Source organism: Mycobacteriales bacterium (assembly GCA_030697205.1).
Classification (GTDB): domain Bacteria; phylum Actinomycetota; class Actinomycetes; order Mycobacteriales; family SCTD01; genus JAUYQP01.
The window spans coordinates 1-18,999 of the sequence record JAUYQP010000026.1; the positions used below are offsets into that span (position 1 = coordinate 1).

Sequence of the window (18,999 nt, forward strand, 5' to 3'; positions counted from 1 at the left end):
GACGGCGCCACCGTCCAAGGCTGGAGAACCGCTCTCAACGCCCTCGCCCTGACCTACCCCGACCGCTTCGCCGACCACATCCGTTAACCCACATTTCCATGATCACCAAGGCGACTTACACAGAATTCTTGACAAGCTCGGACCCGTCGCGGAGGTCCTTGAGGTGGATCGGGGTGGGACCGCCGCGGTCGGTACGGACCCGCCACAGCAGGTCGGCTCCGGTCGCGATCGCCTTGCGCCACAGGGCGTAGGAGAAGAACCCACGATCTGCCAGCAGCAGCATCCCCGGCTCCAGCCGGCCCAGCAGCGGCTCGGTCAGCGCTGCCTCGGAAGCGGAGTACTTGCCGATCTGCGCGGCGAAGACCGCATGCGTCCCGCACTCGGCCAGCGCCACGACCCGGGCCTGCGGGAACGCGGCCTGCTCGCCCTTGTTGACCCCGGGCCGCCCGAAGTGCTCGGCGTTCACGGTCGTGTCAGCGACATCCAGACACATCCCGTCGATCGCGACCAGCCGGCGCCCGGCTAGCCACACCCCCGGCGTCTGCTCACCGCCGATCGGCTTGGCGACCCGCTCGAACAACGCCGCCAGCGGCTCGGCACCCAACCGCGCCCGCGCCTGGAAGATCGCGGACTTGCTCGGCGGGGTGAACGTCTCGGTCCACCCCGAGGCCCACGACAGCCCATCGGTCAGCTGAGCCAGCACGTCCTCATACGAGCCCTCCGAGTACAGTACAGCGCCATTCCGATCGAGAAGTACGCCATCACCCGCGCCGGCAACGCGCGATGACGGTGCTCGGTCCGGCCAACCCCGGCGATCACCTCATCGACCAGCTCCGGCGGGAACACCCGGGTCAGCACCCCCACCGACACCAGGTCGGACAAGCGCCGCTCAGTCTCCGGCTTCTGCCACCCAGCACGAGGCATGCCACCAAACTACACCGGTGTCATCTTAACTGAACGGTATTGGGCCTAATCCGCGTGTTTCACGCTGATCGGCTTGAGCATCCGGGGGTCTATGGATCGATTCCGGATCTTGAGTTGCGGGGTGGGCATGGCGGTGGTGCGGCCTGCCTGCCGGTGACGGGGTTCCGGGTCCTGGTCGAGTGGCGGGGCAGGTGCCCGTGGTTAGGGGACGTGGTTGCACGGGCCCGGGAGCACAAAGCACCTACGAAGTGCTGGGACGCGCGGTTGCAAGCGGCAGGCGAGATGGACATGTCTTCGGGACTGCCCCCACTCTGCTTGACCGGTTAGGTAGGGAGTTTCAGGCTGCATGAGCGGGCTTGATGAGTGTCTCGAACTCGATGGGGGTTAGTCGACCGAGGGCTTGCTGTCGACTCGCGGACAACTCTCGCCGGGTCGGTTATGAGCTGCAGTTCGACCTGGCCCGCCTGCACTCTGCTCGCCGTGGAGACTTCCGTGTGCTCTACCGCATCGACGACGACGGAGCGGGCGTGGTCATCGTGACCGTCGACCACCGCGCCGACGTCTACCGCCGCAGGTAGCCGGCGTAGGTAGCCGGCGCTGCCTACCGCGCTCGGTGCCCCTCGGCGGCGCAGCGGCACGGCGTCGTGGTGGCCCCGCGCAGGAGCTCGAGAGCGGGCGTCACGGCCACGCCGGTGCACATGTCGTGACGGTCACCGTCGGGCCCGCGACCGTCGCACCAGGCGCAGACGTCCCGGTCGGGGAAGAACCTCTTCAGCAGGCGCACCAACCGACTGTAGAGCGGTCAGCCCCAGGGCGGGTCCGGCAACCCCTCGTCGAGGTCGCCACCGCGGCGGCACTCGCCCGAGCGGTAGGCGTCCGGCAGCCGGTCGTAGGCAGACACCCAGTAGGACCGGGCCAACGTCAGGGCCTGTGACGGCGAGGCCCCCAGCAGTCGGGCGACCTGCGCGTCGCGCTGCACCGCAGCGCACTCGGTGCGGGCCTCGTCGGCGAGGCCGCTCATGTGCATCGCCTCGTGGGCGAGCACGTGCACCGCGACGACCTGCTGCGGCGTGGGCGAGGACTTGTCGGAGCGCAGCCAGGCCATCAGATCGCGGCACGGCTCGTACTTCAGCAGCGTCGCCGGCTCGGGTCGGCCCGCGCTGTCGAAGCGGACGTAGCCGAGCTCCGCACCGGCGTCGACGAAGGCACCGCCGAGGGTCTGGCACTCGACGTCGACGGACCGCCCCGCGAGCACGCCCGCGGCCGACTCGAGGCGGCGCTCGGCGAGCTCTCGTCGTACCCCTGGGGTCGCGAGGGCCACGGCCAGGACGGTGAGGATGGCCGTACTCCACACCGGGAAGGCCCGCCGTCGACCGAGCGAGTCGACCCGGCGCAGCCACCAGCGCAGCCCGGTGGCGCAGGCGCCGCACAGGCTGAGGAAGGCGAGCAGGGTGAGCACCCTGACTGATCGACGCGCAGGGTCCTCGGCCTGAGCGCTGGGTGCACGGAACAGCTACGCGAACCCGGGCAGCCAGCGGCGCAGGACGGGGGCGACGTCGACCTCGGCTTCGAGCTGGCACAGCACGCCGACCATCCCGAGCCAGACCCGGTGGGTGAACAGGTGCTCGGCGGGCAGGTCGAGCTGCAGCGCGACGCCGAAGTCGGGGTTGCGCGGGTCGTTGACCCGGCCGAACTCCGACCGCAGCCAGTCGCGCGAGAAGCGGAAGCGCTCGTGGCGCGCGGGCTCGCTGAAGGGCGCCATGTAGTCGACGAGCTTGTCGACCTCGACGGGCCCACGCACGAAGCCCTCCTCGCGCAGCCGCTGCTCGACGAGGCTCGGGTCGCCGGAGAGCAGCGCGGCGATCAGCCGCCCGAACGTCGAGGGCATACCGCCGGGCAGTGCCAGCGTCGAGCCGAAGTCGAGCACGCCGAGCCGCCCGTCGGGCAGCCACCGGAAGTTGCCGGGGTGCGGGTCGGTGTGGAGCAGCCCGCAGCGCTCGGGCCCGGAGACCAGGAAGAGCTGGTACGCCGAGGCCGCGGCATCGCGGTCGGCCCGGCTGCCGGAGCGGGCGACCTCCGCCAGCGGCGTCCCTGCGAGCCAGTCCATGACGAGCACGCGCGAGCCGGCCCGCACGACCTCGGGGACGACGACCTCGTCGCTCGGTAGCGCGTCGCGGAAGGCGGTCTGCGACTGGGCCTCGTGGCGGTAGTCGAGCTCCTCGAGCAGCCGGTCGCGCAGCTCGGCGACGAGCGGTGGCAGCGACAGCCCGCGGGCGACCAGCGCGGCGAGCCGGCTGACCGCGCTGAGGGTGCGGATGTCGGCGACCAGGGCCTCGCGGACCCCGGGGTACTGCACCTTGACCGCCACGTCGCGGCCGTCGGCGGCCCAGGTCGCGCGGTGCACCTGACCGAGGCTCGCCGCCGCCGTGGCCGTCTCGTCGAAGGCCGTGAAGAGCGCCCGCCAGTCGGCTCCGAGGTCGGCGCGCAGGACAGGTTCGACCTCGGCGAAGGGCAGCGCACCGGCGTCGTCCTGCAAGGAGGTCAGGGCCTCGCGCCACGTCGACTCGGGGTCCTGGGGGAACAGCGCCTCGACGGTCGACAGCAGCTGGCCGGTCTTGAGCGCCCCGCCCTTGAGGTCACCCAGCACCCGCCGGGTCCGTGCCGTGGACCGGTCACGCAGCTGCTGTCGCACCTGGGCGGGGTCCTGGCCCACGGCGCGGCGGACCAGCCCCTCGGCCGACAGCGCCACGGCACCGGCGGGCAGCGACAGCAGCTGCAGGGTGCGGACCGCCCGTCTCGTCCTCAGACTGGTTCTCAGACCGTGCAGCTCTCGTCGTCGCAGGACGCGCCCGCGTGCTGCTCGGCCGAGTGCTGATCTGCGCCCTGCTCGAGGACCTGGAGCAGCACCTCGGCGGGCTGGGCGCCGCTGACGCCGTAGCGCCCGTCGACGACGAAGAACGGCACGCCGGAGATGCCGAGCCGCCGGGCCTCGGCCTCGTCCTGACGGACCGCATCGGCGTAGGCCTCGCCTGAGAGGACCCAGCTGACCTCGGCCTCCTCGAGTCCGACGGAGACGGCGAGCCGGGTCAGCACCTCGGGGTGCCCGATCGGCTCGCCCTCGGTGAAGGTGGCGCGCAGCAGTCGCTCCTTGAGCTCGCCCTGCAGGCCCTTCGCGGCGGCCAGGTGGAGCAGCCGGTGCGCGTCGAAGGTGCTGCCGCCGCGCGCGAGGTCGAAGCGGAAGTCGAGGCCCTCGACGGCAGCGGTCTCGGTCATCGCGTCGAGCATCCCCTGCGCCTCGGCCAGCGACCGGCCGTACTTCGCGGCGAGGTGGTCGACGTAGCCCCCGGTCCGCTCGGCGGGCGCCGACGGGTCGAGCTCGAAGCTGTGCCAGACGACCTCGACCGGGTGCGGGAACTGCGCCAGGGCCGTCTCGAGCCGGCGCTTCCCGACGTAGCACCACGGGCAGACCACGTCGGACCAGATGTCGATGCGCATGCCCTCCCCAACGCCCGACGCCGCCACCCCCTTCCCCGCGGGCACCGCACCTCATCGGTGATCCGCCACCCCCGCCGATTGGGTGGCATCTCTCGGCGTGCCGCGCCGGGACACGCCGACGGAAGCCACCCAATCGGCAAGAGGTGGTCGGCGGGTGGCGGGCGCCGGGGGTCAGGCGGGGAGGGGGAGACGGCGGCGTACGGCGGTGAGGGTCCGCTCGACGAGGCCCGCCCCGGCGATGGCCTGGGCGGCCAGCTCGGCCTCGAAGGCGCCCTCGCGCAGGAAGCCGGTCAGCGTCGGGGCGAAGCCCACGAAGCGCAGCCCCGGCAGGGCCTCGTCAGCGGCCCTGGCGGTGGGCCGGCCGGTGCGGTCGAGCAGCGACATCCGGTGGGCGGTGCGCAGGTGGCCGACGAGCGGCTCGAGCCCGGGCGTCCAGCCGGTGGCGGCGAGGATCAGGTCGGGGGTGAGGGCGCTGCCGTCGGCGAGCCGCACGGTGCGGCCGACGAGCGACTCGACGGCGGGCACGACGGTCACCCGACCGCGGTGCACGTCGGCGCGCAGGCCGGTGTCGACGGCCGTGACGTGACCGGCCCGAGCCTTCGAGATCACGTGGGCAGGGGTCCGCAAGCCGCGCCGCCGGTCCGACAGCCGGGTGGCGAGCAGTCCACGGACCGCGGCGTCGGCGACCACCGACGGCAGCGGCAGCACGGCGAAGGCGGCCCGCTGCAGCGACACCGGCCCGAGCTGCTTGGGCAGCAGGGCGGCCGGTTCGCGCACGGCCAGCAGGACGTGGCGCGCAGGTCCACCCGCGAGGTCGTGGGCGATCTCGCAGCCGCTGTTGCCGCCCCCGACGACGAGCACGACCTGACCGGCGTGGTCGGTGGCGCGGCGGTAGGCACCGCTGTGCACGACCGGCAGCGACGTCGCGCCCCAGTCGGGCAGGCGCGGCACCCGCTGGGCACCGGTCGCGACGACGACCTGCCGGGCCACCAGCCCGGCACCGACCAGCGCCCACCCGCCCTCGACCCGGTCGAGGCGGGTGACGTCGGCTGCGCGGACGTCGAGCCCGAAGCGCTCGGCGTAGGCGTCGAGGTAGTCGACGAAGCGGTCGCGGGTCACCCACGGGCCGTCGTCGTCGGGCAGCGGCAGGCCGGGCAGGGCCGACAGGGCGCGCTCGGTGTTGAGCTCGAGGCTGTCGTAGGCGCCGCGCCAGCTCGCGCCGACCGCGGTGCGCTCCAGCACCACCGCGTCGATCCCGCGACGCTGCAGGGCCGCGGCGGTCGCGAGGCCGGCGGGCCCGGCACCGATAACAGCGACCGGGACGACCGGCACAGGAGCCGGCGCAGGCGGGGTCACGGCAGGATCGGGGCGCCGAGGACCTCCTCGGTCAGCTCCCACAGCCGGGCCGCGACGGCCGGGTCGGACCCGGTGGAGTAGACGTCGAGCAGCTCCGCCGGACCGCGCCACTGCCCCAGCCGGCGAGGGCCGACGAAGGCCCCGCTCGGGGTCGTGTGGTCCAGAGCCCGCAGGGTCGGCTCGGCGCCGGCGCGGGCCGACTGCATGACGACCGACGACAGCGGCTTGACCAGCGGGGCGAGCCAGCCGCGGCCGGAGTCGGTCTGCTGGCGGGCGAAGAGGTTGGTCGAGCTGACCCCCGGGTGGCAGGCGACCGAGGAGACCGGCACGCCCGCGGCGGCGGCCCGGCGGTGCAGCTCCTGGGCGAAGAGCAGGTTGGCCTGCTTGGTGCGGGCGTAGACCTGGCCGGGGACGTAGGGCTGCGGCGCGACGAGGTCGTCGACGGTGCTGACCGCCGACAGGTTGCCGCCGCGGGCGGCGATGCTGCTGACCATCACGACCCGGCCGGCGGACTGCACCAGCTGCGGCCACAGGGCGCTGACCAGGGCGGTGTGGGCGAGGTGGTTGGTGCCCATCTGCCGCTCGTGGCCCTGCGCGGTCAGCGCGAGCGCGCCGCCCATGACGCCGGCGTTGCAGACCAGACCGTTGACGACCGGGTGGTCGTCGGCGAGCCGCTTGGCGAAGGAGGAGACGCTGTCGAGGTCGGTGAGGTCCAGCTGCGCGGTCGAGGTGCTGCCGTTGCCGCCGAGGGTGCGGCGGGCGGCCTCGGCCTTGGCGACGTCGCGGCAGGCCAGGACGACGTGGGCGCCGCGCACGACGAGCTCGCGGGCGGTCTCGAGCCCGATGCCGCTGTTGGCGCCGGTCACCACGAAGGTGCGGCCGGTCTGCTGGGCGAGCGAGCGGGGGGTCCAGCGCTGGTCGGTCATGGCTGCAACGCTACGGGCCACCTCCGTGTGACGCGCGCCTCAGGCCTCCAGCGCCAGCACCAGCGGGAGCACCGGCCCGCTGCCGGCCTCGCGCAGCACTCGTGCGGCCTCGGTGACGGTCCAGCCGGTGTCGAGCCGGTCGTCGACGAGCAGCACCGGCCCGTCGGGCAGCGCGAAGGGCACCGCGAAGGAGCCGTGGACCGCCCGCAGCCGCTGGGCGCTGTTGGAGCGCCCCGGCCCGGCGGGCTCGTCGTGCAGCCGCTGCAGGGTGCCGAGCAGCGGCAGCCGCCCGACCTCCGCGAGCCGCGTGGCGAGCGATTCGACGAGCTGCGGCCGCGACCGCGACGGCACCCCCACGACCCCGACCGGCCGCGCCTCCCAGCCCCAGCCGGCGAGGACCTTCACCACCGCGGCGAGCACGTCGTCGGGCAGCAGGCCATCCGGGGCGTCCGGCCCGAGCAGCGCCCGGAGCCGGGTGCCCCACCCGACGTCGGAGAGCCGCCCGAGGGCGCGGCCGGGCTCGGAGGGGTGCGCGATCTTCCCGCTCAGGGGTACGCCGAGGGGGCTCATGCCCGTGGGCCACAGCTTCTTCGGCGCGATCTCTACGCCGGGCCTGCCGAGCGCCGCCTGGGCGGCCTCGAGCGACGGCGCGGAGACCTCACGCGGCCACTCCCGCCCGGTGCAGCGGTCGCAGCGCCCGCACGCCGCGGCGGTCGGGTCGTCGAGCTGGCGGCGCAGGAACTCCATCCGGCAGCCGGTCGTCGCGACGTAGTCGCGCATCGCCTGCTGCTCGACGTCGCGGGCGGCGGCGACGCGGGCGTAGCGGTCGGCGTCGTAGCCCCACTCCTGCCCGGTCGCGGTCCAGCCGCCCTGCACGCGCCGGACGGCACCGTCGACGTCGAGGACCTTGAGCATCGTCTCGAGCCGGGTGCGTCTGAGGTCGACATGGGGCTCGAGGGCGGCGGTGCTCAGAGGCCGGCCGGCGTCGGACAGGACCTGCAGCACCCGGCGTACCTGCTCCTCGGAGGGGAAGGCGAGCGAGGCGAAGTAGCGCCAGATCGCCTCGTCCTCGGCGCCGGGGAGCAGCACCACCTCGGCGCGCTCGACACCGCGGCCGGCACGCCCGACCTGCTGGTAGTAGGCGATCGGCGACGACGGCGCCCCGAGGTGGACGACGAACCCGAGGTCGGGCTTGTCGAAGCCCATCCCGAGCGCCGAGGTCGCGACGAGCGCCTTGACCCGGTCGGCGAGCAGGTCCTCCTCGGCGGCCCGCCGCTCGGCGTCGTCGGTGCGGCCGGAGTAGGCCGCGGCGGTGATGCCGCGGGAGCGCAGGAACGCCGCGACCTCGTCGGCGGCCGCGACGGTCAGGGTGTAGACGATGCCGCTGCCGGTCATCGTCGGCAGGACGTCGGCGAGCCAGGCGAGCCGGTGGGCCGCCCCGGGCAGGTCGACGACGGCGAGGTGCAGCGACTCGCGGTCGAGGCTGCCGCGCAGCACCAGGGTGTCGTCGCCGAGCTGGGAGGACACGTCGGTGACGACCCGCTCGTTGGCGGTAGCGGTCGTCGCGAGCACCGGCGTGCCGACCGGCAGCTCGCTGAGCAGGGTCTTGATGCGGCGGTAGTCGGGGCGGAAGTCGTGGCCCCAGTCGCTGATGCAGTGGGCCTCGTCGACGACGACGAGCCCGGCGGTGCCGGCGAGGCGCGGCAGCACCTCGTCGCGGAAGCCCGGGTTGTTGAGCCGCTCGGGGGAGACCAGCAGGACGTCGGCGCGGCCGGCCCGGATGTCGTCGTGGACCTGGGCCCACTCGTCGACGTTGCTGCTGTTGACGGTGACCGCCGAGATGCCGGCCCGCTCGGCGGCCGCGACCTGGTTGCGCATCAACGCGAGCAGCGGGCTGACGATGACGGTGGGGCCGGCGCCGCGGGCGCGCAGCAGGGCGGTCGCGACGAAGTAGACGGCGCTCTTGCCCCAGCCGGTGCGCTGCACGACCAGGGCCCGCCGCCGGTCGCTGACCAGCGCCTCGATGGCGAGCCACTGGTCGTCGCGCAGGACGGCGGTGTCACCCGCGAGCGCCCGCAGGTGGCGCTCGGCCTCGTCGCGCACCGCTAGCGCAGCGTCACGCGCAGGCGCAGCTCGACGTCGCCGCCGGACCGGGCGGAGACGGTGAGGCCGAGGGCGTCGAGCGGCTCGGCGTCGGGCTCGTCGAGGCCGGTCAGCTCGAGGGCGTCCTGGATCGAGACCCACAGGACGAAGGCGGCGTCCTGCGCGTCGGGGGCCGCGGCGGTGAACTCAGCGCGGTCGCGCAGGCCCTTGCCGTTGAGGGCGTCGAGGCCACCGGGTGTGCCGATCGCGATGCCGTCGTCGAGGCTCTGGACGACGTCGTCGACGTCCTGCCCGGTGCCGGTCGCGTCGAGCACGCGGGCGATGACCTCGCGGGCGCCCTTCGCGTCGTCGGTGCGGGTACGGGCCAGCACCTCGGGGGCCTTCTGGTCGCCCCACACCGCGATGCCCGCCTCGTCGCCGAGCACCGTCGTGATGTCGTCGGGCAGCGTCAGCCCGAGCTCGGCGGCCTGCGCCTCGAGGTCGGGCACGACGGTCTCGGCACCGGTCACGAAGGCGTCGTAGGCCTGCTCGACGGACTGGTCGAGGCCGGCGGCGGCCAACGCCGCGATCGCCTGCGCGGGCAGCTGCCCGGCCAGCCCGGTGCCGGGGGAGCCGTCGCCGTCGTCGTCGGGCAGATTGCTCTTCACCCCGAGGGTGCGGCCGACGACCTCGATAGCGTCGTCGAGCGCGTGCACGCCGACCACGACCTGACCGGTCGGGTCGAGACCGTCCTCTGCCTGCTCGCGCAGGTCGGCGGGCAGGGCGTCCCAGACCCGGCCGAGGTCGGCCCAGGCCAGGGCGACCTGGTCGCCGTCGAGCGCGTCGACGGCCTCGGTGAAGCCCTCGTCGTCGGCGAGGTGGTCCTCTGCCCCGGCCGCCGCGTCGACGACCGCCTGGTCCTCGCCCAGCAGCGCGTAGTCGTCGAGCACGGTGAACGCGAGGTCCTCCTCCTCGGCGGCCTTCGCCAGGGCGGTGCGCGCCTTGCCGGCATCGGTGTGGGCCACGGCGACGACGACGTCGGGCTCGTCGCCGTCGGCGGCGAGGAAGGCCACGCCGACCCGGTCGCCGATCCACGGCGCGACATCGGTGTCGTAGTCGAGCTCGGTGCCGCTGTCGTCGAAGGCGAGCCGCAGCAGGTCCTCGCGCAGGGTGTCGGCGGAGCGCAGCTCCTTCGCCGCCAACGGGAAGCGCGTGGTGAGCCCGTAGACCCGCTCCTTCTGCGTCGCCGACGGGTCGAGGTCGAGCTTGACGAAGCCGATCGCCCCGGCGGGCAGGACGTCCTCGGGCTGCGGGCCGCCGCCGGACAGCGACGCCGCGGCGAACGCGCCGGTCCCCATCACCAGCGCGGCCGACACACCGATGGCGGCGATCGTCGCGGTGCCAGCCCGTCGGCGCGGCGCGTGGGCGGGCAGGACGTCGCCGAGCAGGTCCGGTGCGGTCACCCGGCCCATGGTGCCAGTCGGCGGCCGGTCGCGGGGGTGGTCTGTGGACTCAGTCGCTGACGAGGCAGAACGGGTTGCCCTCCGGGTCGGCGAGGACCCGCCACTGCTGCCCGCCCTGCTCGACGGTCCCGGTGAGCGTCGCCCCGAGACCCACCGCCCGCTCGACGGCCGCGTCGAGCAGCTCGGGCCCGGTGACGTGCAGGTCGAGGTGCAGCGCCGGCGTGCCCGGGGTCCTGGTCGCCACCTGCTGGAACACCAGCCGTGGCAGGCCGGGTGCGGCCGGGTGCAGTCCGACGTACTGCTCCCACCGGCCCCGCACCTCGACCCCGAGCAGGTCGGCCCAGAAGGCAGCGAGCCGGTCGGCGTCGAGGGCGTCGACGGTGACGGCGTCCCAGCGCAGCTCCATGCGCGCGATCCTGCCCGAGGTTGTCCACAGATCTCGGTACGACGCCCCGCGGGCGCGCTCGCGGGTCCACCCTCCTGCGGCATGACGCGCTCCGACAGCCCACCCGTCCTGCGGCTCACCGACCCCGGCTCGATCGCCGCGGCGGTCCCGGTCATCGCCGGCTACCGCCCGACCCAGTCCCTGGTGGTGATGTCCCTGCGACCACCCCGCAAGAGGCTCGGGCTCACCATGCGTGCCGACCTCGAGGCGTGCGTGGAGGACGACGGCTTCGTCGACTACGCCGTGGACGCGATCCTGCGCGATGGCGCGATGGCCGCCGTGCTGGTCGTCTTCAGCGAGGACGGCGCGGTCGACGAGGAGCTGCCGTGGCGCGACCTCGTCACCGCCACGGCAGACGCCCTCGCGGCGGGTGGCGTCGACGTCATGGAGCAGCTGTGCGTGCGCCGGGACCGGTGGTTCTCCTACTCCTGCCTGCGCTCCTGCTGCCCCCTCGAGGGCACGCCCCTGCCGCAGGGGACCTCGCCCCTGGAGGCCCAGGCGGTGCTGGAGGGCAAGGTCGTGCTGCCCGACCGGGAGGCGCTGGCCGCAACGCTCGTCGGGGCACCGCCCGGCTCGCTGGTCGCGCGGCTGCGGGCCGAGCGGCTGACCGCGCTGACCGAGGAGCTCATCGAGGAGCCCCCCGCGGCCTGGGAGCAGCGCTGCGTGCAGGTGGTCGCGAGCTTCCGCACGATGCTGGCCGGACTGGCCCCGGGGGCGCACCCGCAGGTGGTCCCCGAGGACGACGTGGTCCTCCCGGTGCTGGCGGCCCTCGTCGACCGGGACCTGCGCGATGCGGTCCTGGCGACGATCACCGACGAGGAGCTGCCCGTCGCGATCGAGCTGCTGGCTGCTCTGGTGCGCAGCTCGGTGCCGCCCTGGACGGTCGCGCCCGCGACCATGCTGGCGTGGTGCGCGTGGCGGCGCGGCGGCGGGGCGCTGGCCAACCTCGCCGCCGAGCTGGCGCTGCGGATCGACCCCACCTGCCGACTGGCGGCGCAGGTGTCGCTCGCGATGCGCTACGCGGTCCGGCCCGGGCCGCAGCTCGGCGTGGGCGCGACCGGTCCCACCGGTGGCCTGGCCCGTCGGCGCGACCGACGCGACGCGCAGCGACGGGCCGACAGGGGGCAGCGTCGGGCCGGGTGACGCCCGGTCAGGCGAGCGCGCTGCCGGACTTCCACTCGGCGTAGCTCATGTTCCACTCCGCGGTGCCGGCGTCCCACAGCCGCGGCTTCGCCACGGCGTTGACGACCGTGACCAGGTCGCCGCGCCGGGAGAGGTCGTGGAACCACTTCGCGTCGGCCGGGGAGAGGTTGATGCAGCCGTGGCTGACGTTGGCGACGCCCTGGGACTTCACCGACCAGGGCGCGCCGTGGGTGAAGGTCCCGCTGTTGGTGATGCGCACGGCGTGCTTCACGGCGGTGCGGTAGTAGTCGGCGGAGTCGCGCGGGGTGCCGAGGGTCGCGGCGTCCATGACCTTGTCGACGAACTTCTCGAGCACGATGTGGGTGCCACCGCGGGTGTCGTAGCCGGGCTTGCCCATCGAGGCCTTGAGGACCCGCAGGACCGTGCCGTCGCGGGTGACCGTCATCGTCTTGGCCGCGACGTCGACGGTCGAGACGGTGGCCGCCCCGACCGTGAACTGCGTGCGGCGGTAGCCCGAGCCCCAGGTCCCGCCGGGCAGCTGCAGCCGGCGCATGTCGGCGGCCGCGGTGATGACGGTGCCGGGCTCCCAGTAGGACGCGCCGCGGTAGTGCACCTCGGTGTCGCTCATCCAGCGCCACGAGCCCTCGACGGGGGGCTCGGTCTTCAGCCCGAGGCGCTGCTCCACGAGGGCGCGCGCGGCCGTGTCCTCGACCGGCAGGTCGAGCCGCACGATCACCGGCATGCCGATGCCGACGACGGCGCCGTCGCCCGGGCTGACCCGGGCGTGCAGGACCTTCGCGGCGGGGGTGGTCCGCACCTTGAGGGTCGAGCTGTGGGGGCGCCCGGCGCTGTCGCGGGCGACCGCAGTCACGGAGTAGGCGGAACCCGGCAGCAGGGTGCTGGCCGACGTCCAGGTGCCGTCGGGGGTCAGCGCGCCCTCGACGGGGGTGCCGTCGGGCTCGGCAGCGGTGACGGCGACCAGGGTCCCGGACGCCGCGACGACCGACAGCGGGGCCGACCACTGGACCCTGCCGTCCGGGCGGGCACCGTTGGCGGTGAGGACCGGGACGGTCGCGGGGGCCCCGGCCACGGCCGGGACCGCGTCCGCGGAGGTGCCGCGGGTGAGCGTCGCGAAGGTCGAGCCTCCCGCCACCACGGCCACGCCCAGCAGCAGGGCGAGCGCCCGGCGGGGCACGCGGCGCGGGACGGTCGAGGGCAGGACGGTGCGCGTGACGGGGTCCGGCGTCACAGGGGAAGTGCTCACGGTGCTGGTCTCCTCGGCCGGTGCGTGTGGTCACCGGGGTCCCGGCATCCTCCCTGACGCGCGGCGGTCCTGTCAGGTTGTCCCGGGTGACGGAACCCTCACCTCACGGGTCCTCGACCACGCCGCCCTTCGCGGGCCGACGCCGCACCGCGACGACCATGCCCACGATGACGGCCTCCACGACCAGCAGGGCGACCGCGAGCACCTTGATGCCGACCGACCACAGGAAGGCCGAGCTGGCGAGCACCGGCAGGACGTAGACCAGCAGGATCGCGACGGCCTCCCCGCGACGGGTGCCGCTCACGGCCGCAGGTGCCGCTTGAGCCAGTCCAGGCAGCGGGCCCACCCGTCCGCGGCTGCTGCGGCGTCGTAGGCCGTCGGTCGGGCGTCGCAGTGGAAGCCGTGGTCGGCGTCGTAACGCACCACCTCGGTGGGCAGCGGCGAGGGGGCCGCCGCGGCTCGCAGCGCCTCGACCTGCTCGACGGGGATGCCGGCGTCGCGGTCACCGTAGAGACCGAGCCACGGCGTCTGCAGTCCCGGGGCCAGCTCCACCAGGGACGGGTAGCCGAAGCGGCCCTCGGCGACGCCTCCGCCGTAGAACGTCACGGCCGCGCCGAGTGGCAGCCGGGCCGCCTCCGCGAGCGCGACCGTCCCTCCCATGCAGAAGCCGACGACGCCGACGGCGGCGGGTCCGACGCCCTGCCCAGCGAGGTGGGCGAGGCAGGCGTCGAGGTCCGCGGCGATGCCCTCGGCGGTCAGGGCCGAGAAGTGCGGCCAGATCGCGGGCAGGTCGTCGTAGCCGAGCACGGGGTCGCCGGTGCGGTGGAACAGGTGCGGTGCGAGCGCGAGATGGCCCGCCGCGGCGAGCCGACCGGCGACGTCGGCGATGTGGTCGGTGACCCCGAAGGCCTCCTGCACGACGATCACGGCGGTGCGCGGCGGGCCCTCCAGGGCGCGCACGGTGACGGGCAGGGTGCCGCCGGGGACGGTGAGCTCGAGCTGCACGGGAGCCCTCTCGGATCAGGTCGGGGGTGTTGTCCACCTAGGATGCCCGCCATGAGCGAGTGGGGTCGGGTAGACGACGAGGGCACGGTCTACGTGCGGACGATGGTGGACGGTGTCGCGGGCGAGCGCGCGGTCGGGCAGTGGAAGGCGGGAGCCCCCGAGCAGGGCCTCGCGCTGTTCGTGCGGCGCTTCGAGCAGCTGGCCACGGAGGTGTCCCTGCTCGAGCAGCGCCTCAAGAGCGGCGCCGGGGACCCCGGTCAGGTCGCGTCGTCGGCGAAGCGCCTGAAGGCGACCCTGCCCGAGGCGTCCGCGGTCGGCGACCTCGCCGCCCTGGAGGCGCGCGTCGACGTGCTGCTCGCGGGCACCGCCGAGGCCGTCGAGAAGGCCAAGGAGGTGCGGGCCGAGGCCCGCGTCGCGGCGGTGGCGGCCAAGACCGCGCTCGCCGAGGAGGCCGAGAAGCTGGCCGGCTCGTCGGAGTGGAAGACCGCGGGCGAGCGGCTGCGCTCCTTCGGCGAGGAGTGGAAGAAGGTCACCGGCGTCGACCGCAAGACCGACGACGAGCTGTGGCAGCGGGTGGCCGCGGCGCGCAAGCGCTTCGCAGAGCGCCGCTCGACGCACTTCGGCGCGCTCGAGGAGCAGCGGACGGTCTCGCAGGGCCGCAAGGAGAAGCTCATCAAGGAGGCCGAGGGGCTGTCGACCTCGACCGAGTGGAAGGCCACGGCCGACCGGTTCAAGGCGCTCATGGGCGACTGGAAGGCCGCCGGCCGCGCGCCGCGCGAGGTCGAGGACGAGCTGTGGGGCCGGTTCAAGGCGGCCCAGGACGTCTTCTTCCAGGCCCGCAGCGCGAGCTTCGCGGAGCAGGACGAGGAGTTCCGCGGCAACCAGGCCGTCAAGGAGGCGATCCTCGCCGAGGCCGAGCAGATCGACGTCGCCAAGGGCCTCGACGCCGCGAAGAAGCAGCTGCGGGCCCTGCAGGACCGCTGGGAGTCCGCCGGCAAGGTCCCGCGTGACGTGATGCGCTCGCTCGAGGACCGGATGGCCGCGGTCGAGGAGAAGGTCCGCGGGGCGTCCGACGCCCGCTTCGTGCGGCCCGTCGAGTCGCCCTTCGCCGCGAAGCTGCGCGAGAAGGTCGAGGAGCTCGAGGTCAAGCTCGCCAAGGCCGTCGCGGCGGGCCGTCCCACCGACGAGCTCGAGCAGCAGCTCGCCACCCAGAAGGAGTGGCTGGTGCAGGCCGGCGGCTCGGTGACGGCAGCAGCCCCCGCGCCCGCGCAGGACGCCGCACCGAAGAAGGAGAAGGCCCGCACCACCGCGTGGGTGCGGGCCGACTAGCTCCTCGTCGTACTCCTAGAGGGTCGTGCGCAGGAAGTCCAGCGTGCGGCTCCAGGCGAGCGCGGCGTCGTCGGGGGAGTAGGTCCCGATGAGGTCCTCGTCGTTGTGGAACGCGTGCCCCGCGTCGTAGTAGAAGAACTCGACCTCGGCACCTGACTCGTCGCGGATCTGCTGCTCCTGGGCGCGCGCGGCGTCGGCGGGGTACATCTGGTCCTGGAGCGCGTAGTGGCCCTGGACGGCGGCGGTGATGCCGGCGAAGGACTGCGGGACGCCCGGTCCGACGCCGTAGAACGGCACCGCCACGCCGATCTTGTCGCCCTGCTGCGCGGCGAGCAGCAGCACGAAGCCGCCGCCCATGCAGAAGCCCACCGCACCGACGGTGTCGGAGGTGACCGCGTCGTGGCTGAGCAGGAAGTCGACCGCCCCGCCGAGGTCGCGGGCGGCCTCGTCGACGGGCAGCGTGACCAGCAGGTTCATGGCCTCGTCGGCGTCATGGGTCGTCGTGCCCCCGAACAGGTCGGGGGCGAGCGCGACGAAGCCCTCGGCCGCGAGCCGGTCGCAGACCGACGCGATGTGGTCGGTGAGGCCCCACCACTCCTGGATGACGATCACGCCCGGGCCGCTGCCTGACTCCGGCAGCGCGAGGTAGCCGTGGGCGGTGCCGCTCCCGCTCGGGAAGGTGGTGTTCTGCCGGGGGTTGTCGGGCATGTCGTGCCTCTCGTTCGGGTCAGGACCTCGATCCCACCACAGGTCGCTCAGACCAGCGCGTGGACGTTGCCCAGCTCCTCGAGCAGCGCCGCCGGGCCGCGCCGGAGGTACCACTCGAGCTCGTAGGTCTCGGCGAAGGTCGGGTCGTCGACCCAGGCCGGGTCGATCTGGGAGGTGTGCGCCAGCATCGCCGCGCGCTTGGCGTCGAGCTCGCCCGGCGTCGCCGCGACCGCAGTCGTGATCTCGGCGGTCACCCGGCCGTAGCGCCGGTCCGGCCGGGCCTCCCCGAGCACGTGCGGGCCGGCGAAGTGCAGGTGCTCGCGGTCGACGGTCGCGTCGTACGACGTGAGGCCGGCCAGTGAGGCGGCGTGGCGGACGAGCAGGTGGACGGCCACGTGGTCGGGGTGACCGTAGACACCGTCGGTGTCGTAGCCGACGAGGGCCTCGGCGGACTCGCGGCGCGCGAGCTCGGCCAGCGTGCGGGCGATGCCCGGCAGGTCGGAGCGCACGAGGGCCCGCGGGTCCTGCCCGGACTCCCAGCCGGCGAGGCCGGAGTCGCGCCGGCCGAGCAGGACGAGGCGGGCGACGCCGAGCAGCTCGGCGGCGGCTTCGAGCTCGCGGCGACGGGTCGCGGTGAGGTCGCGGGTCGGGGTGCGCGGGGTCCCGAGCTCCCCGCCGGTCGCGGTGACGAGCACGACGCGGGCGCCACGGTCGGCCAGGCGTCGCACGGTCGCGCCGGTGAAGATCGCCTCGTCGTCGGGGTGGGCGTGCACGACGATGACGCTGCGACCGGTGAGGTCGAGCGGGTCGGTGGCGGGCGGCAGCGGGGTGTCGAGCAGGAGCGTCATGTCGGGGTGCTCTCGAGGGAGGGCTCGCGGGTCGTCCTGCGCGGGAGCGGCGCGGACGGGGCCGGGAGCGGGCTGTCGGGACTCGGGGGTCAGCGACAGCGTCGACAACCGCAGGCGGGCACGCGGGGTGCCAGGGCCTGATGCGCGGTCATGGGACGAGGGTAGGGCTCAGGGGCGGTGCGCGTCCACGGGCACCCGCAGGGCACGCCCGGGACATGGCTCGGCCCCCGCCCTCCGGGGTGACCGGTGGGCGGGGGCCGTGTCAGGGGGTGCCGCGCGCGACTGGCGCTGGGCTGGACCTACGCGACGTACTCGCGCAGGCTCTCCGCGCGGCCGCAGGTGCGCAGCTCGGCGAGGGTGTCGCGCTCGATCTGGCGGATCCGCTCGCGGGTGAGGCCGAGGTGCCGGCCGACCTCGTCGAGGGTGCGCGGGCGGCCGTCGTCGAGGCCGAAGCGCATCCGCATGACGATCGCGCTGCGCTCGGGCAGCGAGTCGAGGACCTCGCGCAGCTGGCCCTGAAGCATGTCGCTCTCGACCGCGGCAGCCGGGTCCGGGGAGTCGCTGTCGGTGATGAAGTCGCCGAGGACGGCGTCGTCGTCACCCACGGGCGCCTGCAGCGACAGGGTGTCGCGGCCGTAGCGCAGGATCTCCTCGACCTTGTCCGCGGTCATGCCCAGCGGCTCGCCGATCTCCTCGGAGGAGGGCTCGCGGCCGAGCGACTGGGTGAGGTCGCGACGGGTGCGGGTGCACTTGGTGATGAGCTCGGCCATGTGGACCGGCACGCGGATGGTGCGGCCCTGGTCAGCGAGCGCCCGCTGCAGCGCCTGGCGGATCCACCAGGTCGCGTAGGTCGAGAACTTGTAGCCCTTGGCGTAGTCGAACTTCTCGACCGCGCGCACCAGGCCGAGGTTGCCCTCCTGGACGAGGTCGAGCAGGTCGAGGCCGCGGCCCTGGTAGCGCTTGGCGAGCGACACCACGAGGCGCAGGTTGGCCTCGAGCAGGTGGCGCTTGGCCTTCTCGCCGTCGAGCTCGATGAGCGCGAGGTCGCGACGCATCGCGGCGGGGACCTTCGCCTCGCCCTCGGCGTGCTGGCGCAGCTTCTCGGCCGCGAACAGGCCGGCCTCGATGCGCTTGGCGAGCTCCACCTCGAGCTCGGCGGTCAGCAGGGCGACCTTGCCGATCTCGCGCAGGTAGGCCTTGACCAGGTCGATGCCGGGGGGCGCCTCGTCGAGGGCCAGCGGCGCGTCCTCGTCGGGCTCGGGCGCGGTGTCGACGGCGGCCTCGCTCGTGTCGGCAGCGGCGCCGGTCGTGCCGGCGACCTCCACGACCTCGACCGGGGTCTCGACCGTGTCCTCGACAGCGGTCTCGACGGGGGCGTCGGTGCCCGCGGAGCGCGAGGACCGGGTACGCCGGGGGGCGTCGCTGCCGCCACCGGCACCGACGGCGACGAGGCTGTCGGCCTCGGTCTCGGTCGTGGCGGCGTCGCTCACGGTGCGGCCGGCCGGGCGGCTGGTGGCCTTGCGGGCAGTGGTGGGGCGGGCGGCCGGACGGGCCTGGGAAGCGGGCTTGGCGGCAGCGCGGCGGGCGCCCTTGGCGCGGTCACCGCTCTCGTGCGTGCCGAGCACCATGCCGCCCTCGGTGAGGGCGCGCAGGACGGTCCGGGCCTCGGCGGGGCCGACGCCGGCAGCGTCGAAGGCCTCGCGGAGCTGGTCGAGGGACAGCGGTCCCTCGACACGGGAACGCTCGACCAGCGCCTCGACGACGTCGGCGGGGCGGGCGGCGGGCATGGGGCAACTCCTGTGCTCAGTGGTGGGAGGGTTCGTGCGACAAGCGGGATCCGGCTACTGGTGAGTACGACCCCGTCGAGTTCGCAACGATCCGGCATCGCGAAGGATTCCGGAAGAAGGACGAGCGGTGAAGTCGCTCACACGACAGGGTGACACGAGCGCGCAAGTCCCGCGCCGCCACCCCGTCCCTCGACCTGTCGGCCGGGTCGCGGGGGAGTTGAGCG

18 protein-coding genes and 1 pseudogene are annotated in these 18,999 nt (G+C 74.2%); 3 read left to right on the forward strand and 16 right to left on the reverse strand.

What is annotated here, in order from left to right:
- Nucleotides 1-139 precede the first annotated feature (139 nt).
- Nucleotides 140-924: pseudogene (locus Q8R60_08365) on the reverse strand (IS4 family transposase).
- Between the two features lie 377 nt (nucleotides 925-1,301).
- On the opposite strand from Q8R60_08365, the gene Q8R60_08370 reads away from it, so the two are divergent.
- On the forward strand, nucleotides 1,302-1,502 hold the full coding sequence (locus Q8R60_08370; GenBank protein MDP3712484.1) for a type II toxin-antitoxin system RelE/ParE family toxin: 201 nt from the start codon (nucleotides 1,302-1,304) through the stop codon (nucleotides 1,500-1,502).
- 23 nt (nucleotides 1,503-1,525) lie between these two features.
- Here the strand turns inward: Q8R60_08370 and Q8R60_08375 are convergent, their stop codons facing one another.
- The 9 genes from Q8R60_08375 to Q8R60_08415 all read right to left on the reverse strand — a co-directional run bounded on the left by Q8R60_08375 (nucleotide 1,526) and on the right by Q8R60_08415 (nucleotide 10,652).
- The gene (locus tag Q8R60_08375; protein MDP3712485.1) at nucleotides 1,526-1,708 is read right to left on the reverse strand and encodes a hypothetical protein; all 183 of its coding nucleotides are present in this window, start codon (nucleotides 1,706-1,708) and stop codon (nucleotides 1,526-1,528) included.
- A gap of 18 nt (nucleotides 1,709-1,726) precedes the next feature.
- Entirely contained in the window at nucleotides 1,727-2,383 is a 657-nt protein-coding gene (locus Q8R60_08380; protein MDP3712486.1) for a hypothetical protein, read from the reverse strand.
- A gap of 54 nt (nucleotides 2,384-2,437) precedes the next feature.
- On the reverse strand, nucleotides 2,438-3,673 hold the full coding sequence (locus Q8R60_08385) for an AarF/ABC1/UbiB kinase family protein (GenBank protein ID MDP3712487.1): 1,236 nt from the start codon (nucleotides 3,671-3,673) through the stop codon (nucleotides 2,438-2,440).
- A 65-nt stretch (nucleotides 3,674-3,738) separates the two neighbouring features.
- Nucleotides 3,739-4,419 carry a DsbA family oxidoreductase gene (locus Q8R60_08390; GenBank protein MDP3712488.1) on the reverse strand — a complete coding sequence of 227 codons (681 nt, stop codon included), beginning with the start codon at nucleotides 4,417-4,419 and terminating at the stop codon, nucleotides 3,739-3,741.
- Between the two features lie 171 nt (nucleotides 4,420-4,590).
- Nucleotides 4,591-5,775, reverse strand: coding sequence for an NAD(P)-binding domain-containing protein (locus tag Q8R60_08395; GenBank protein ID MDP3712489.1), 1,185 nt, complete (start codon nucleotides 5,773-5,775; stop codon nucleotides 4,591-4,593).
- Nucleotides 5,772-6,701 carry an SDR family NAD(P)-dependent oxidoreductase gene (locus Q8R60_08400; GenBank protein ID MDP3712490.1) on the reverse strand — a complete coding sequence of 310 codons (930 nt, stop codon included), beginning with the start codon at nucleotides 6,699-6,701 and terminating at the stop codon, nucleotides 5,772-5,774. The genes Q8R60_08395 and Q8R60_08400 overlap by 4 nt, the downstream gene beginning before the upstream one ends.
- A gap of 39 nt (nucleotides 6,702-6,740) precedes the next feature.
- Nucleotides 6,741-8,804, reverse strand: coding sequence for a RecQ family ATP-dependent DNA helicase (locus Q8R60_08405; protein ID MDP3712491.1), 2,064 nt, complete (start codon nucleotides 8,802-8,804; stop codon nucleotides 6,741-6,743).
- Nucleotides 8,805-8,806: 2 nt separating this feature from the next.
- A complete protein-coding gene (locus tag Q8R60_08410; GenBank protein ID MDP3712492.1) occupies nucleotides 8,807-10,246 on the reverse strand; it encodes a DUF3352 domain-containing protein in 1,440 nt (479 codons plus the stop codon).
- Nucleotides 10,247-10,295: 49 nt separating this feature from the next.
- Entirely contained in the window at nucleotides 10,296-10,652 is a 357-nt protein-coding gene (locus Q8R60_08415; GenBank protein MDP3712493.1) for a VOC family protein, read from the reverse strand.
- Between the two features lie 81 nt (nucleotides 10,653-10,733).
- Here Q8R60_08415 and Q8R60_08420 point away from each other — a divergent pair, with 81 nt between their 5' ends.
- A complete protein-coding gene (locus tag Q8R60_08420) occupies nucleotides 10,734-11,834 on the forward strand; it encodes a DUF4192 domain-containing protein (GenBank protein ID MDP3712494.1) in 1,101 nt (366 codons plus the stop codon).
- A gap of 7 nt (nucleotides 11,835-11,841) precedes the next feature.
- Here the strand turns inward: Q8R60_08420 and Q8R60_08425 are convergent, their stop codons facing one another.
- The 3 genes from Q8R60_08425 to Q8R60_08435 form a co-directional block, all read right to left on the reverse strand.
- On the reverse strand, nucleotides 11,842-13,098 hold the full coding sequence (locus tag Q8R60_08425; protein MDP3712495.1) for an Ig-like domain-containing protein: 1,257 nt from the start codon (nucleotides 13,096-13,098) through the stop codon (nucleotides 11,842-11,844).
- 103 nt (nucleotides 13,099-13,201) lie between these two features.
- Nucleotides 13,202-13,402 carry a hypothetical protein gene (locus tag Q8R60_08430; GenBank protein ID MDP3712496.1) on the reverse strand — a complete coding sequence of 67 codons (201 nt, stop codon included), beginning with the start codon at nucleotides 13,400-13,402 and terminating at the stop codon, nucleotides 13,202-13,204.
- A complete protein-coding gene (locus tag Q8R60_08435) occupies nucleotides 13,399-14,103 on the reverse strand; it encodes a dienelactone hydrolase family protein (GenBank protein MDP3712497.1) in 705 nt (234 codons plus the stop codon). The genes Q8R60_08430 and Q8R60_08435 overlap by 4 nt, the downstream gene beginning before the upstream one ends.
- Before the next feature lie 51 nt (nucleotides 14,104-14,154).
- Between Q8R60_08435 and Q8R60_08440 the strand changes: the two genes are divergently transcribed.
- On the forward strand, nucleotides 14,155-15,432 hold the full coding sequence (locus Q8R60_08440; GenBank protein ID MDP3712498.1) for a DUF349 domain-containing protein: 1,278 nt from the start codon (nucleotides 14,155-14,157) through the stop codon (nucleotides 15,430-15,432).
- A gap of 15 nt (nucleotides 15,433-15,447) precedes the next feature.
- Here Q8R60_08440 and Q8R60_08445 read toward each other — a convergent pair whose 3' ends face one another.
- From Q8R60_08445 to Q8R60_08455, 3 genes are all read right to left on the reverse strand, one after another.
- On the reverse strand, nucleotides 15,448-16,140 hold the full coding sequence (locus tag Q8R60_08445; GenBank protein ID MDP3712499.1) for a dienelactone hydrolase family protein: 693 nt from the start codon (nucleotides 16,138-16,140) through the stop codon (nucleotides 15,448-15,450).
- Between the two features lie 47 nt (nucleotides 16,141-16,187).
- Nucleotides 16,188-16,988 (reverse strand): PIG-L deacetylase family protein, encoded by an 801-nt coding sequence (locus Q8R60_08450; GenBank protein ID MDP3712500.1) that lies wholly within the window; start codon nucleotides 16,986-16,988, stop codon nucleotides 16,188-16,190.
- 299 nt (nucleotides 16,989-17,287) lie between these two features.
- Nucleotides 17,288-18,775, reverse strand: coding sequence for an RNA polymerase sigma factor (locus Q8R60_08455; protein ID MDP3712501.1), 1,488 nt, complete (start codon nucleotides 18,773-18,775; stop codon nucleotides 17,288-17,290).
- Between the last annotated feature and the right edge of the window lie 224 nt (nucleotides 18,776-18,999).

Excerpts from the sequence above, each read along its gene's own strand:
- Q8R60_08370 (MDP3712484.1), top strand. The coding sequence starts at position 1,302 with ATGGGGGTTAGTCGACCGAGGGCTTGCTGTCGACTCGCGGACAACTCT.
- Q8R60_08390 (MDP3712488.1), bottom strand. The coding sequence starts at position 4,419 with ATGCGCATCGACATCTGGTCCGACGTGGTCTGCCCGTGGTGCTACGTC.
- Q8R60_08400 (MDP3712490.1), bottom strand. The coding sequence starts at position 6,701 with ATGACCGACCAGCGCTGGACCCCCCGCTCGCTCGCCCAGCAGACCGGC.
- Q8R60_08415 (MDP3712493.1), bottom strand. The coding sequence starts at position 10,652 with ATGGAGCTGCGCTGGGACGCCGTCACCGTCGACGCCCTCGACGCCGAC.
- Q8R60_08420 (MDP3712494.1), top strand. The coding sequence starts at position 10,734 with ATGACGCGCTCCGACAGCCCACCCGTCCTGCGGCTCACCGACCCCGGC.
- Q8R60_08440 (MDP3712498.1), top strand. The coding sequence starts at position 14,155 with ATGAGCGAGTGGGGTCGGGTAGACGACGAGGGCACGGTCTACGTGCGG.
- Q8R60_08445 (MDP3712499.1), bottom strand. The coding sequence starts at position 16,140 with ATGCCCGACAACCCCCGGCAGAACACCACCTTCCCGAGCGGGAGCGGC.
- Q8R60_08450 (MDP3712500.1), bottom strand. The coding sequence starts at position 16,988 with ATGACGCTCCTGCTCGACACCCCGCTGCCGCCCGCCACCGACCCGCTC.
- Q8R60_08455 (MDP3712501.1), bottom strand. The coding sequence starts at position 18,775 with ATGCCCGCCGCCCGCCCCGCCGACGTCGTCGAGGCGCTGGTCGAGCGT.